Here is a 14,004-nt window from a genome sequence, read left to right on the forward strand (position 1 = left end):
TTACGCCTGCCGGCTGGGGCAAGGTCAAGCCATCAGGCCGAGATAGCCCATCAGCGCCGCTCCCAGGCTGGTGGTGAGCAGGGAGCCGAGGGTGGTGGTGGCGATGATATTGGCGGCCGTGGCACTGTCGCCGCCCATGGCGCGGGTCATCACGTAGCTGGCGGCCGCCGTCGGGGTCGAGCTGACCAGAAACAGGATGCCGAGCGCCTGACCGCGAAAGCCGAGCAGCCAGGCCCCGACCACCAGCAGCAGCGGGATCAGCAGCAGGCGGTTGGCGGTGGCCCAGCCGGTGAGGGCGACGCCACCGCGCAGCACCCTGAGGTTGAGGCTGGCACCGGTACAGAGCAGGGCGAGCGGCAGGGTCATGTGGGCAAAGTAGTTGCCGGTGGTGAGCAGCAGCTCGGGCAGCGCCACTCCGAACAGGCTAAACGGCAGCGCCGAGACGATGGCGATGATGAGGGGATTTTTGGCCACCCCCTTCACGATGGGCCGCAGGCCATGGCCCCCGCCCAGGCTGCGGGTCAGGGTGATCACCGCGAGGATGTTATAGAGCACGGTGACCGCCCCCACGTAGAGGGCGGCGGCCCCGATCCCCTCAGGGCCGTAGGCATTCTGCACATAGGCCAGCCCCATGATCCCCATGTTGCCGCGAAAGCTCCCCTGCACGAAGATGCCGCGCAGGCGCCGCTCGCCGATGCAGCGTGTCGCCGTCAGCTCGAGCAGCACAAAGGCGGTGAGGGTGGCGAGCAGGCCGTAGAGGATCAGCCAAGGGCTTGGCATGGTCGAGAAGTCGGTGCGCACCATGCTGAGAAACAAGAGGGCCGGCAGGGTCACTTGGAACACCAGTCGTGAGGCCGATTCGACGAAGCTGTCGGGGAGCAGGCCGAGGCGCTTGAGGGCGATGCCGAGCAGCAGCACCAGACAGATGGGGCCGGTGATCGAGAGTGAGAAGTGCAGGCTGGCGAGGAGATCCATCGTCCTCTCCTTCGTTGAAGACGGGGGGCCATTCTAGCGCCATCGGCTTGTATTTGCCGGAGCGAATTACAACAATACGGCCTCTTCCCCCCATTTTTGATGCCGTGCCATGGAAAAGAAGCTCACCATCCTCGATATCGCCCGCCTTGCCGGGGTCGGCAAGTCGACCGTCTCGCGGGTGCTCAATCAGGACCCTAGGGTCAAGGAGGAGACCCGCCAGCGTATCGAGCAGGTGATCGCCCAGCACGGCTTCACCCCGAGCAAATCGGCGCGCGCCATGCGCAGCCAGAGCCAGAAGGTGATCGGCATCATCGTCTCGCGCCTCGATTCGAGCTCGGAGAACCAGGCGGTGCGTGGCATGCTCGAGACCCTCTACCCGCGCGGCTATGACGCGGTGCTGATGGAGAGCAAGTTCTCCCCCCAGAAGGTGATTGAGCACCTGACGGTGCTGGATCGGCGCGGGGTGGATGGCATCATTCTGTTTGCCTTTAACGATCTCGACTATGCCGCCATGACCCCCTTCTGTGAGCGGCTGGTGCTGGTGGCGCGTGAGGCGCCGGGCTTCTCGTCGGTCTGTTTCGATGACGAGGGGGCGATCCATACCATGGTGCAAGGCCTGCTGGCTGAAGGGGTACGTGATATCGCCTACCTCGGCGTCGATCCGGCCGATCTCACCACCGGGGCGCGCCGGCGCGATGCCTACCTCGCCTGCTGCACCGAACATGGCCTGACGCCGAGGGTGGCGTTCGGGGATCTCTCCCATCAGAGCGGCTATCGCCTCGCGGCCTCGTTGCTGACCCCGACCACCGAGGCGCTGGTCTGTGCCAGCGACACCCTGGCCATCGGCGCCGCCAAATACTTGCAGGAGCAGGGACGTGGTGAGGTGCGGGTGACCGGCCTTGGCAATAACCCGCTGCTCGCCTTCCTGTTCACCAATGCTCGCAGTCTGGATCTGGGCTATAAGGGGGCCGGAGTGCAGGCCGCCGCACAGTTGCTCGGCCAGATTGAGCAAGGTTTGCCCCCGTGCGCCACCATCGCGCCCTGCGTCACCTTGTGATCCCGATCGCAGTTTTCTTCGACTTACCCTGACTATTCTGTGACCAATGCAGCAATCTGGGAACGTTCCCATTGCTGCTGTTTCCCCTTTGTTTCATCTTGAATGGGAACGATACCAAAACCTGTCTGCATGAAGCAGAAACGGGAACACGACACACACGCGTCACAGAGGGACGACCCCATGACCAAGATCAACACCCAGCATCTTGCCCTGCTCATCGAGAAGATTGGCGGCAAAGAGAACATCGCCACCGTCAGCCACTGCCTGACACGGCTACGCTTCGTGCTCAACGATCCGGCCAAGGCCGACGCCAAGGCCATCGAGGCCATTCCTGCGGTCAAGGGCTGCTTCACCAACGCCGGCCAATTCCAGGTGGTCATCGGCAACGAGGTCGATCAGTGGTTTAAGGCGCTGACCGAGGAGATCGGCGTGAGCGGCGGTAGCAAGGAGAGCGCCAAGCAGGCGGCGCGTCAGAACATGAATCCGTTGGAGCGCGGCATCTCCCATCTGGCCGAGATCTTCGTGCCGCTGCTGCCGGCCATCATCACTGGCGGCCTCATCCTCGGTTTTCGCAACGTCATCGGCGACATCAAGATGTTCGATGGCAAGACCCTCACCGAAACCAGCCAGTTCTGGGCTCAGGTTCACGCCTTCCTTTGGCTGCTCGGCGAGGCCATCTTCCACTTCCTGCCGGTCGGTGTTTGCTGGTCTGCGGTCAAGAAATTGGGCGGCTCTGAGATCCTCGGGATTGTGCTCGGTATCACCCTGGTATCGCCCCAACTGATGAACGCCTATCTCATCGGTCAACAGGTGCCCGAGGTGTGGGACTTCGGCCTGTTTGCCATCGAGAAGGTGGGCTATCAGGCCCAGGTGATCCCGGCTCTGCTGGCCGGTGTGGCGCTGGCCTGGATTGAGACCAACATGAAGCGCATCATCCCCGCCTATCTCTATCTGGTGGTGGTACCCTTTGTCTCCTTGCTGCTGGCGGTGATCCTGGCCCATACCCTGATTGGCCCGTTCGGCCGCTGGATTGGTGACGGGGTGGCCTGGGCTGCCAAGGCCGCCATGACCGGCTCGTTTGCCCCGATCGGTGCCGCTCTGTTTGGCTTTCTCTATGCGCCGCTGGTCATCACGGGTATCCACCACACCACCAACGCCGTGGATCTGCAACTGATGCAGAGCATGGGTGGCACCCCGATCTGGCCGCTGATTGCGCTCTCCAACATCGCCCAAGCATCAGCCGTGGTGGGGATCATCCTGATCAGTCGCCGCGAGAACGAGCGGGAGATCTCGGTGCCTGCCGCCATCTCCGCCTACCTCGGGGTGACCGAGCCGGCCATGTACGGCATTAACCTGCGCTACAAGTTCCCCATGCTGTGCGCCATGGTGGGCTCGTGCTTGGCAGCCATCCTGTGCGGTTTTTCGGGGGTGCTGGCCAACGGTATCGGCGTGGGGGGCCTGCCCGGCATCCTCTCCATCCAGCCGCAGTTTTGGGCCATCTATGCCCTGGCCATGCTGGTGGCGATTGTCATCCCCATGGCTCTGACCGTGCTGGTTTACAAGCGCCAACAGGCGGCCGGCAAGCTGGCCACTATCTGATATGACAAGGCGCGGCATTGGCCGCGCCTGACTTCGTTTGATTGCAACACAAGAGAGACCCCCCATGAGTCAAACGCCCTGGTGGCAGAGTGCCGTGATTTACCAGATCTACCCCAAGAGTTTTCAGGACAGCGGTGCACGCGGTACTGGCGATCTCAAGGGGATCATGGCGCGCCTCGATTACCTCAAGACCCTTGAAATTGATGCCATCTGGCTGACCCCAGTCTATGTCTCGCCGCAGGTGGACAATGGCTATGACATCGCCGACTACTACGCCATCGATCCTGCCTACGGCACCATGGCTGATTTCGAGGCGCTGCTGGCGGCGGCCCATGCTCGCGGCATCCGCATCATCATGGATATCGTCGTCAACCACACCTCCACCGCGCACCCCTGGTTCAAGGCCGCGTTGGGTGACAAGAGCAGCCCTTACCGCGATTACTACATTTGGCGCGATCCGGTCGATGGCGGTGTGCCGAATAACTGGCAATCTAAGTTCGGCGGCAGTGCCTGGGAGCGCGATGCCGCCACCGATCAGTACTACCTGCATCTGTTTGCCCGCGAGCAGGCCGATCTCAACTGGGAAAACCCGGCGGTGCGCGCCGAGGTGAAGAAGATCATCCACTTCTGGGCTGGCAAGGGGGTCGATGGCTTTCGGCTCGACGTTATCAACCTCATCTCCAAGGATCAGGCCTTCCCGAGCGATGAGAGCGGCGACGGCCGCCGTTTCTACACCGACGGGCCGCGCATCCACGAGTTCTTGCAGGACGTGAGCCGCGACGTGTTTGCCCCTGTGGGGGCGATGACGGTGGGTGAGATGTCCTCGACCACCCTCGAGCACTGCCGCCGCTACGGTGCGCTGGACGGCTCCGAGCTCTCCATGGTGTTCAACTTCCACCACCTCAAGGTGGATTACCCGAACGGTGACAAGTGGACGCGCGCCCCGTTTGACTTCCTCGAGCTCAAGCGCATCTTTAACCACTGGCAAAGTGGCATGCACGGCCAGGCGTGGTCGGCGCTGTTCTGGTGCAACCACGACCAGCCACGCATCGTCTCGCGTTTTGGCGACGAGGGTGAACACAGGGTGGTGGCCGCCAAGATGCTGGCCACGACCTTGCACGGGTTGCAGGGCACTCCCTACATCTATCAGGGGGAGGAGATCGGCATGACCAACCCCGGCTATCAGTGCATCGACGATTATCAGGATGTGGAGAGCCGTAACATCTACGCCATCAAGCGTGACGAGGGGATGAGTGAGGCCGAGATCCTCGCCATTTTGGCCGCTAAGTCGCGTGATAACTCGCGAGCCCCCATGCAGTGGAATGCCGCCCCCAATGCCGGTTTTACCCAAGGCACCCCCTGGCTGGCGCCTGCCGGCAACTACACCACGCTCAACGCGACGGCGGCCCTGGCCGACCCGGACTCGGTGTTCTGGCACTACCGGGATCTGGTCCGTCTGCGCAAGGCGTACCCCATCCTCACGGTGGGGGACTATCAGGAGTTGCTGGCGGGGCATGCGCAAGTCTGGGCCTATGCCCGCCGTGCCGAGGGGCAGACCCTGCTGGTGGTGAGCAACTTCTACGGCGAGTCGGTGGATTTCGCCCTGCCCGAGGGGATCTCTCAAGGGCGTGGCGAGCTGCTGATCTCCAACTACGAGGGGAGCCCGTCGCGGCCTCAGTCGTGCCGGTTGCGCCCCTATGAATCGCTGATGTGGCTTATCAAGGAGTGAGCATGAGCGGGATGCCGGGGGCTGAGTGGCACAAGATGGTGGCGGGTGAACCCTATGATGCGGGTGATCCGGAGCTGGTGGCCAAGCGGGAGCGTTGCCGGGCCCTGCTCGGGGAGATGAACCGTGACAGCACCACCTCGGCCGAATGGGAGGGGCGGCTAACCGCCCTCCTGGGAGGACGTGGCGCGCGCTGTTTTATCACGCCCCCCTTCTTTTGCGACTACGGCAGCAACATCCATGTGGGCGAGAACTTCTACGCAAACTTTGGCTGCACCATCCTCGACGTGTGCGAGGTGCACATCGGTGACAATGTGCTGCTGGCGCCCCATGTGCAGATTTATACCGCTACCCACCCGGTGGCAGTGGCGCCACGGGTGGCAGGGGTGGAGTTTGGCAAGCCGGTGCGCATCGGGGATAACGTCTGGATCGGTGGGGCCAGCGTCATCTGCCCCGGTGTCACCATAGGGGAGAACAGCGTGATTGGCGCAGGCTCTGTGGTGACCCGTGATATCCCCCCCAACGTGGTGGCGGCCGGCAACCCCTGCCGGGTATTGCGCCCCCTGACCGCTGAGGAGTTGGCAGGAGCATGAGGGGGACGCCGCAGCCTATCGCTGTGGTGTCCCTGTTTGTCCGATAGATTCACACTCTTGGTAGGGCCGGCGATAGCCGGCCTGTTTCGTGCACGAGGTGGGGTTAGGGCTGATAGCCGTAGCAGCGCTTGAGTTCGCCGAACTCATAGAAGAGGCTGCCGGCCTCGATGGGGGTGCAGTCGCGCTTGAAGGCCAGCTCTTTTTCGTTGTAGAGCTGCTTGACCAGCACGGTGCCCGCCTGGTTGCGATAGACGTCCCACTGGATGTTGGCCGCATAGGGGGAGACCCAGCCGCCGCGCCACTCGTTGTTGGCCTGGCTCATCAGCTCGCCCGGTGTGGCGCTCTGGCGGCTGCCTTCGAGTTTCATCAGGGCGGCCAGCGGGATCATGGTCTCGGCATGGGCGAAGCGCAGTTTGGCCACATGCTCGCCGGCCCCTTCCACCACCTGACGCTGCACCTCGTTGAACAGACCATCGAGCAGGGGTTGGGCCACCGCATAGGTGGCGCTCTGGCTGCTCAGGCTCGGCCCCTTCTCGTAGAAATCCTCGGCATCGGAAAGATAAGAGAACCAGGCCGACTCCTCCGGGGTGATGAACTGCTCGAGATCCCACGGCGCCCCTTGCGCCTGCGCCTCACGAATCATGCCGGGGCCAATGATGAACAGGTTGTAGAGCATCAGGGCGGCATCCACCTCGTCGCGCACATAGGTCTTGCCGCCATCTTCCGGATTGACTGCCACATACTCCACCCCGCCGGCCAGCTCATCGACGAAGGGCTTGCTGTAGAGGCGCTCGAGCATCTCGCGGGCCATCACTTTGGTCTGGGGCAGCGCCTTGAGCGCATCGAGGGCGGCGGTCAGCTCGGGGGCGGGGGCCACCCCGTTATCCTCGTCACCGATGAAGGCCTGGTAGGCCTGGAAGGCGGGCAGGTATTTCGCCTCCTCGGGCTCGGTCTTGTGGAAGTAGAGCTCGGCCTTGTTACGCAGCCCCTTGTCGATCTCGGAGGGGTTCTCCTGACTGACATAACAGTCGCTGCTATCGGCCACCAGATTGACCCGCTTGGCCAGGCTCTGCATGAAGTAGTAGGCGCTTTCGTTGGCGCGATCCTTACCCGAGGTTTCGACCTTGAGGCACAAGGGGCTTGCCCCCTGGGTCAGCAGGGTGGGCAGCCGCTCGGCCAGTCGGGTGGCCAGGTTGGCGTGCTCCTCTTTTCCCAGCTCACTGAGCAGGCCATAGCCGAGTGTTTGGTTGGCGGCGGTGACCGCATCCACCTTGGCGCCGAGCCCCTGACCCAGCTCGGTCAGCGCCCCCTGCTTGGCGGCGGCCTCCCACACCAACTTGGTCAGCACGTCGTACTTGGGGCTTGAGAGCGAGCGCGAGCCGTGGCGTGCCACCAGCTCGGTGAAGACCGGCTGGAAGCCGGCCGGCGCGGCGTGGTAGCTGGCTCCAGCCTGACGCGGCTGATAGACCGTCTTGGTACTGTATTGATATTCACCGGATTGCGGCGGCGCGCTGGAGTCGTTTGACGAGCTATTACAGCCAGAGAGCAGCAGGGCCAGCGTGACGGAGAGAGTGAGAGGAGCGTGTTGCAACATGTTCATCCTTGAAGACAACGGAAAGGGAGTGGCTGCAAGATAGGAGGCCAAGATGACAGCACCATGTCAGGAGAGCAAATGGGGGCCCTCAGGCCCCTTCGGTTTTTTCCTGCCATGGGAGGGGATAGCGGGGTGTCAGCAGGTAGCCGCCCAGCTCCAAGGCGATGGGAAGGGCGAAGATCAGCAGCGAGATCAGCATGCCTGGATTTGGGATGACCAGCAGGTGAAACAGCAGCAGCGGCGTGAGCAGGGCCAGCGGCACGCTCAGGTGAATGGGGCCGAGCCGGTTGGCGCGCAGCAATCTGGCCCTGCGCTCGCCCCGCCACACCCAGAGCACGGCCACCAGAGCGACGCCGAGAATGAAGGGCCAGGTGAGGTAGAGGTCGCGGCTGCCGGCGGGCCACAGCGCGTAGTGATCCAACAACAGCCCAAGCAACAAGAACAGGCAGGCGGGCAGCCCCGCCTGCAACAGCAGGAAGGTGCGCAGTGCCTGCGGCGGCGACTGGTCGAGGATCTTGAGCAGGATCCCCTCGAGATCGAGCACGGTGCCGATGGCCACGCAGAGCAGGCCAAAGGTGAGCGGCCAGTAGGCCAGCAGCACCTCCCCCCCCTCCACTCGCCCCAGACAGAGCACCACCACCAGGTTGCTCATCAGGGCTGAGGCGGTCATCAGGAAAGCCGCCCCGTAGGGGGCCAGCAGGGAGCGGTAGCCGGCGCCATGACCCGCATGCCAGGGAATGGCGCGCCGCCACAGCAGCAGGGCCAGCAGCAGTGACTCCAGCCATGCCGCCGCCACCAGCGCCGTGATGGCGGCCAGATCGACCGGCCACCCCTGCTGCACCAGCAGATAGCAACCGAGGGTTGAGATCAGCACCCGCAGCAAGGAGGCGCGGCTCATCGGTCTGGTCTCGCCAGCCAGGATGCAGCACCCCTGCAGGTAGCGGCGCAGGGCCACCGCCAGCAGCGAGAAGGAGAAAAGATGCAGCAAGGTGGCGAGGTGGCCGCCGCGGCCGGCATCCCACCCGGCGATGGCGGCGTTGAAGAGCAGGAAGGTGGTCAGGGCCAGCAGCGCCGCCGCGACCAGCACCTCGCGCCGCTTGCGCTCCTTGACGACCAGGGTGCAGAGCGGGAAGACAAAGGCGTTGGCGAACATGAAGGTACTGAGCGCCAACCCATAGTCGGCACTGGCCGCCAGGTTGCTGGCGGCCAGGATCAGCGAGATGACCGGCAACTCGAGGTTGAGCAGGCTGACGCTGATGGCACTGGGTAGCCAGAGCCTGAGCATGGCACCCAGGGTCACGGCTGCGTCTCCTGCTCCTTGGCGGCCTGATAGGGGCAAAACTCCTCGACCAGCCAGCGGAAGTCGGCCTCCAGCAGGGCGCGTGAGCGGCTCCACAGCAGGACGCCGCCGATGCGGTCGCGCACGCTCTGGGGCTGGATGAGCGGTGCGCCGTGGGCGACTTCCCAGCTCGCCTGATGCTGGCTCTGTAGCGGCAAGGGATGGCGGGTGTGGGCGTGCTGGCCGGGGCGCTGGGGATACCAGACCCAGGCGGCCACTTCGCCGGTCTCGAGGTCGGGCGGGGGCAGGCGGCCCATCTGGGCCAGAAAGTGCTGCTCCTCGATGTTGCGCCCCGAGCAGCGGGCATGCATCTGCGGGATCCAGCCCCCCGGCGCCCTGGCGGCGATCTCGAGAAAGACCAGCCGGTCATCGCGGGTGTGGAACAGCTCGAGGTGGGTGGCGCCGTCAGGCACCTGGCCGAGGGCGCGAAACACCTGATGGTTGAACGCCACCAGCCGGGCGTGCAGGGGGTCCTCCGGGGAGAGGGGCAGGCTGCCCACCGGCTTGCCGTTGATGAACTCGGCATTGGGGTGGCTGTAGCGGCACAGGTAGAGCGAGCGCACCTCCCCCCGATAGACCAAGGCATCGACATGGTAGAGATCCCCGTCGAGAAACTCGTCGAGCTCGTAGTTGCTCACCCCGGCGTGTTGCCGGCACCAAAGGGCGAGGGCCGTCGCATCGGTCAGCTTGGCGATCCGCTCGCTGCCGGCCGAATCGACCTGCTTGGCGAAGATGGGAAAGCCGAGGTGCTCGGCCAGCTCGCGGCAGTAATCCTCCCCCTCCTGCTTAAGGCGCTCGGGCAGGAACGGGACGGCGCGCGGCACCGGCACTTCGCCCTTACTCATCACCTCCTTCATGCGCAGCTTGTTGATAAAGGGGAGGGTGGCGGCGTGATCCGGGCCCGGAATGGAGAAGCGCTCGCGCAGCAGCGCGGCGTGGCCGAGGAAGTACTCGTCGTTGGTGAGGATGCGCACCTCGTCCATGTCGCTGAGGTGGCGCTCTTGCAACAGGGTACGGCAGGCCTGCTCGAGGCGGGTCTGATCATAGGGGTGGCAGATGTCGATGCGATCGAAGCAGGCCTTCTGGGCATCGCTCAGGTTGGCCCACCCCTGCTCGCCGGTGAGCAGGCAGAGCGCGTACTGGCCGGGGGCGGCCAGCCGCTGCCAGTCGGCGCGAAAGGTGACGATGTTTTGCAGGACGATGAAGGTCTTCATGCTCTCTCCTTTTGTTCAGGCCGGAACAGGTCATCCTGGCTGGCCAGCAGCGCGTCGGATAGCTCATCGCTGTGAGCGATGTGGCACAGCTCAATCGGGTGACCCGGCAGGAACGCCTGCTCGACCTGAGGGAGGGGGAAGTGCTGCTCCGTGGTGGAGTCGATGATCAATATGCGAGCCATGAGTGTGACGCCGTGTGACAAGCCGGTAACAAATGAGAACGGCGGCTAGTACAACATGGGGATATTGGCGAAACAATATGGCGCTTTAATCGAATAAATGACCCCTTTATGTGGGCGATATAGTGAAAAAAATGGGCGGTGGTGGCGGGGGATGGCGCATCCCAGGTGAAGGGAAGGGGCTTTGTGATATGTCAATCAACAATCCGGCGGGAGGGCTTGTCAGATATGACAGGCCCGTTGCTGGGCCTGTCATCGGAGTCAGTGGGATGCGCTCGAGGTGGTGCGCGTGGCTAACCAGCGGCGCCCCCAGCGCCACAGGCCATAGCCGATGGCGAGCAGCAGCACATAGGCCGACTCCTCGGCCAGCGCCACGAACACCGCCAGGCAGAGCAGGGCGCTGAGCCCGGCCAGCCACTTGCCGATGCGCGGCAGCAGCACGAAACCGGCCGCCATCGACAGCAGGTAGACCAGGATGAAGTTGCCGTTGGCGTAGCGGATCAGCTTGTCGAGGGGCAACTGCCACCACAGGATCAGGGTGATGGAGAGCAGGCAGACGCCGAGCACCAAGCTCAGGGCGTTGAGCGGTGAGCCACGGGCGGTGAGGCGGGCCAGCGGCGCCGGCAGCTTACCCTCTCTGGCCATGCTCCAGATCAGGCGGGCAAACCCTTGCAGGTAGATGTTGATGCTGGCAAAGCAGGAGAGGTAGCCGAGCAGGGCGGCCAGCACCTTGGCCTCGGGCCCGAACAGATCGGCCAGCAGGGCCGGGATGGCGGTGGTGTTCTGCGCCTCGCTGCCGTAGTGGCCGAACTTGAGCACCGCCACCGAGTTGGCCCAGTAGATGACGCCGGCCAGCAGCACGCCGCCGAGCAGGGCCAGCGGGTAGTCCCGCTCCGGCCGCTTGAACTCCTCGCCGAGATGGGCGAAGGCCTCGAGTCCCACATAGCACCAGAACATTACCGCCAGCGCTGTGCTCATGGCGGGCCACTCGGCCTGGGTCGGCAGCGCTCGGACGCCGTCACTGATGGCGAGATCGCCTTTGAACCACACCAGCAGGGTGAGCGCCAGGATTGCCAGTGCGATCAGCAGTTGCAGGTTGCCCGAGGAGCGCGCACCGCGCAGGCCGAGCAGATAGACCCCGAGCAGGGTGGCGAGTTGCACCAGCCAGAGCGTCACGGCGTTCATCTCGAACAGGGCGTGCCAGAAGCCGGCCGCCATGGAGAGCGCCGCCGGCAAGCCGACCGGTAGCACGGCCAGAAACAGGAAGGCGGAGAAGCGTTCGGCGCCGTTGCCGAAGGCCAGGCCGATCAGGTGCGGTGCACCGCCCGCATGGGGGTAGCGGCGCCCGAGGCGGGCGAAGGTGAAGGCGATAGGCAGCACCAAAGTGATGAGCAGCAGCCAGGCCCAGAGGGAGGCGCTGCCGGCGAGCGCGGCGGCGGTGGCCGGTACGACGAAGATGCCGGTACCGAGCAACGAGGTGGCGAGCAACCCCATTCCCTGCCACAGACCCAGCTCTTTTTTGAGGCGAGACATGTCCTTATTGTCCAGAAAAACCAAGGGAGGCCCCCATGCTAGGCTGTTTTCCGGTCACTGCAAGGCATAAACGAAAAAAGGGCCCGTGAGGGCCCTTCGTGTCTTCATGCGGCTCAGTTGCGACCGGCGAACACCACCACCACCTTGTCGCCATCTTTCTCGCGCACAAAGCTGTAGGGCGCGTCGGAGAGCTTCTTGTGGCTGCCGCTGGCGATGGCGGGGTGGCTGGCGCGGAACTGGCCGATCTTCTGCCAGTGACGCAGCAGGCCGGCCTTGTCGCCGCTACCAAGCTCGCTCCAGTTCATATCGCTGCGCAGCGCCTGGTCAAACACCCCGCCATCTTTGGCCAGTCCACGGCCGGATTCGTCACCGTAGTAGACCTGCACGCCGCCCGGCAGCATCAGGAAGCTGTTGGCGACCCGCTTTTGCAGCGCCACGTCCTGATAGTCACCAAAGAAGAGCTTGGTGTCGTGAGAGGAGATGTAGCTCATCACGTTGAAGTTGGGGTCGGTGTTGAGGCGCTGGGCGTAGGAGGCATAGGTCGGCTCAGCCTGGCTCATGCACTGGGCGTGAGTGAGTGCCCCTTCGCGCTGATAGTCGAAGTTGATCAGCGAGTCGAAGCCGTTTTGGTACCAGAAGTCCTTGCTCACCCCGTGATCCCACACCTCACCCACCATGTAGAAGGGGAGATCGTCGAGCTTCTTGTCCGGGTTGGCGCTCTTCCACTCCTTGAGCGCGGCATTGCCGGCGGCCTTGAGCTTGGCCCAGACGGCCGGCTCGAGGTGTTTGACGGTATCGGCGCGGAAGCCGTCGATGCCGAAGCGGCGCACCCAGTCGGTGTGCCATGCCACCAGATAGTCGCTGACGCTGGCGCCCGGGATCGGTGTGGCGCGGGTATCGGCCTTGCGCTTGAGGAACTCGGGCAAGTCGACCGATTTGCTCGATTCGGTCAGGAAGTCGGGCATGCCGGCGATACTGCCGGTGACGTCATCAACGCCGGGTTGCGGATAGCCGGGCAGACCGGCGCGAACCCAATCCTTGCCCCACCACTTGCTCCAGTCATTGGACTGGTAGTTGATGAACTGGTTGTAGCCATGCCAGTCGAGGCCGCCACTCGGGGTCCAGCTGTTCCAGTGCTCGGGCAGCTTGCCGGTGTTCTGGGCCAGCGAGGTGAGGCCAAGATCCTGCAAATCTGCCAGCGTGGCGTAGCCGGCGTGGTTCATCACCACATCGAGCAGCACCCGCAGACCGCGCTTGTGGGCCTCATCGACCAGGGTACGCAGGCTCTCTTCATCCCCGTAGTTGGGGTCTATTTTGGTGAAATCGAGCGCCCAATAGCCGTGATAGCCATAGAAGGGGAAGCTACCTTGCTCACCTCCGCCGATAAAACCGTGGATCTGCTCCACCATGGGGGTGATCCAGATGGCGTTCATGCCGAGCGCCTTGATGTAGTCGAGCTTCTCGGTCAATCCCTTAAAGTCGCCGCCGTGCCAGGTGGCCACCTCATCCTTGCCATCTTTCTGACGGCCGAAGCTGTTGTCATTGCTGGGATCGCCATTGTTGAAGCGGTCGGTCAGCAGGAAGTAGACGCTGGCCTGATCCCAATCGAAGGGGGCGCGCTTGGCGGCGTTGACCGGCTCGAGCAGCAGCAGGCCACCGCTGCTGGCTGAGGGGGTCAGGGTCAGCTTGCCGCCCTTGACGACGCCCTCCTGCCCCGAGTAAGCGTCGCGCAGCCGGGTGCCGTCCGGCCATACCCCCTTGACGGAGGCGGTGACCGGGCCACCGTCCCAGCGGGCACACTCCACCTCGGGTGGGGTGCGAGTGACCACCCCCTTCTTGGTGGCGCGCAGCACCTTGAGGGTGGTGCGTTGCTCATCGAAAGAGAACTCATAGTCGCCGGGCAGCATGACCCGCAGTTGGTAGGCCTTCGCCTTGCCGCACTCGGCCAGTGGCAGGGCCTTGCCAAACGGCAGCGGGGCCGCCTCGGCCGGGCCGCAGAGGCGGCCGTCATCGGTGATCTGGATCTGGTAACTGCCCTTGGTCAGGGGATGAATCACCTTGCCGCCATCGAAGGGGGCTGCAATCGGCTTGCCGTCGACGGTGAGATAGAGGGGCGCGGCTGCCTGACCCAGGGTCGGCAGGGCGGTCAGCAGGGCGAAGCACAGTGGCGTGAGCGAGCGGTACATGGGCAATCC

At 64.0% G+C, this 14,004-nt stretch carries 11 protein-coding genes; 4 read left to right on the top strand and 7 right to left on the bottom strand.

What is annotated here, in order from left to right; translation table 11 throughout:
- Positions 1 to 24: 24 nt before the first annotated feature.
- On the bottom strand, positions 25 to 975 hold the full coding sequence (locus FE240_RS03165) for an AEC family transporter (protein ID WP_193003344.1): 951 nt from the start codon (positions 973 to 975) through the stop codon (positions 25 to 27).
- Positions 976 to 1,084: 109 nt separating this feature from the next.
- Between FE240_RS03165 and treR the strand changes: the two genes are divergently transcribed.
- The 4 genes from treR to FE240_RS03185 all read left to right on the top strand — a co-directional run bounded on the left by treR (position 1,085) and on the right by FE240_RS03185 (position 5,950).
- The gene (gene treR, locus FE240_RS03170; RefSeq protein ID WP_193003345.1) at positions 1,085 to 2,032 is read left to right on the top strand and encodes a trehalose operon repressor TreR; all 948 of its coding nucleotides are present in this window, start codon (positions 1,085 to 1,087) and stop codon (positions 2,030 to 2,032) included.
- A gap of 180 nt (positions 2,033 to 2,212) precedes the next feature.
- Positions 2,213 to 3,631 carry a PTS trehalose transporter subunit IIBC gene (treB, locus tag FE240_RS03175; RefSeq protein WP_193003346.1) on the top strand — a complete coding sequence of 473 codons (1,419 nt, stop codon included), beginning with the start codon at positions 2,213 to 2,215 and terminating at the stop codon, positions 3,629 to 3,631.
- A gap of 64 nt (positions 3,632 to 3,695) precedes the next feature.
- Positions 3,696 to 5,360: an alpha,alpha-phosphotrehalase gene (gene treC, locus FE240_RS03180; protein ID WP_193003347.1), complete on the top strand. Its 1,665-nt coding sequence runs from the start codon at positions 3,696 to 3,698 to the stop codon at positions 5,358 to 5,360.
- A 2-nt stretch (positions 5,361 to 5,362) separates the two neighbouring features.
- Complete coding sequence (locus FE240_RS03185; RefSeq protein ID WP_319016745.1) at positions 5,363 to 5,950, top strand: sugar O-acetyltransferase; 588 nt, start codon at positions 5,363 to 5,365, stop codon at positions 5,948 to 5,950.
- Positions 5,951 to 6,053: 103 nt separating this feature from the next.
- Here the strand turns inward: FE240_RS03185 and FE240_RS03190 are convergent, their stop codons facing one another.
- The 6 genes from FE240_RS03190 to FE240_RS03215 all read right to left on the bottom strand — a co-directional run bounded on the left by FE240_RS03190 (position 6,054) and on the right by FE240_RS03215 (position 13,995).
- Positions 6,054 to 7,544, bottom strand: a complete 1,491-nt coding sequence (locus FE240_RS03190; protein ID WP_226798961.1) for a histidine-type phosphatase — start codon at positions 7,542 to 7,544, stop codon at positions 6,054 to 6,056.
- 88 nt (positions 7,545 to 7,632) lie between these two features.
- Positions 7,633 to 8,844: a hypothetical protein gene (locus tag FE240_RS03195; RefSeq protein WP_193003349.1), complete on the bottom strand. Its 1,212-nt coding sequence runs from the start codon at positions 8,842 to 8,844 to the stop codon at positions 7,633 to 7,635.
- A complete protein-coding gene (locus tag FE240_RS03200) occupies positions 8,841 to 10,097 on the bottom strand; it encodes an ATP-grasp domain-containing protein (RefSeq protein WP_193003350.1) in 1,257 nt (418 codons plus the stop codon). Before FE240_RS03200 ends, FE240_RS03195 begins: the two co-directional genes overlap by 4 nt.
- Positions 10,094 to 10,279, bottom strand: a complete 186-nt coding sequence (locus tag FE240_RS03205; RefSeq protein WP_193003351.1) for a hypothetical protein — start codon at positions 10,277 to 10,279, stop codon at positions 10,094 to 10,096. Before FE240_RS03205 ends, FE240_RS03200 begins: the two co-directional genes overlap by 4 nt.
- A gap of 258 nt (positions 10,280 to 10,537) precedes the next feature.
- Entirely contained in the window at positions 10,538 to 11,809 is a 1,272-nt protein-coding gene (gene yjeH / locus FE240_RS03210) for an L-methionine/branched-chain amino acid transporter (protein WP_193003352.1), read from the bottom strand.
- Between the two features lie 113 nt (positions 11,810 to 11,922).
- Positions 11,923 to 13,995 (bottom strand): alpha-amylase, encoded by a 2,073-nt coding sequence (locus FE240_RS03215; protein WP_193003353.1) that lies wholly within the window; start codon positions 13,993 to 13,995, stop codon positions 11,923 to 11,925.
- Positions 13,996 to 14,004: the final 9 nt, after the last annotated feature.

Origin of the sequence: Aeromonas simiae (assembly GCF_014892695.1) — a bacterium.
In the GTDB taxonomy this organism is placed as follows: Bacteria; Pseudomonadota; Gammaproteobacteria; order Enterobacterales; family Aeromonadaceae; genus Aeromonas; species Aeromonas simiae.

Coding starts and splice junctions, on each gene's coding strand:
- FE240_RS03165 (WP_193003344.1), bottom strand. CDS start 975: ATGGATCTCCTCGCCAGCCTGCACTTCTCACTCTCGATCACCGGCCCC.
- treR (WP_193003345.1), top strand. CDS start 1,085: ATGGAAAAGAAGCTCACCATCCTCGATATCGCCCGCCTTGCCGGGGTC.
- treB (WP_193003346.1), top strand. CDS start 2,213: ATGACCAAGATCAACACCCAGCATCTTGCCCTGCTCATCGAGAAGATT.
- treC (WP_193003347.1), top strand. CDS start 3,696: ATGAGTCAAACGCCCTGGTGGCAGAGTGCCGTGATTTACCAGATCTAC.
- FE240_RS03185 (WP_319016745.1), top strand. CDS start 5,363: ATGAGCGGGATGCCGGGGGCTGAGTGGCACAAGATGGTGGCGGGTGAA.
- FE240_RS03190 (WP_226798961.1), bottom strand. CDS start 7,544: ATGTTGCAACACGCTCCTCTCACTCTCTCCGTCACGCTGGCCCTGCTG.
- FE240_RS03200 (WP_193003350.1), bottom strand. CDS start 10,097: ATGAAGACCTTCATCGTCCTGCAAAACATCGTCACCTTTCGCGCCGAC.
- FE240_RS03205 (WP_193003351.1), bottom strand. CDS start 10,279: ATGGCTCGCATATTGATCATCGACTCCACCACGGAGCAGCACTTCCCC.
- yjeH (WP_193003352.1), bottom strand. CDS start 11,809: ATGTCTCGCCTCAAAAAAGAGCTGGGTCTGTGGCAGGGAATGGGGTTG.
- FE240_RS03215 (WP_193003353.1), bottom strand. CDS start 13,995: ATGTACCGCTCGCTCACGCCACTGTGCTTCGCCCTGCTGACCGCCCTG.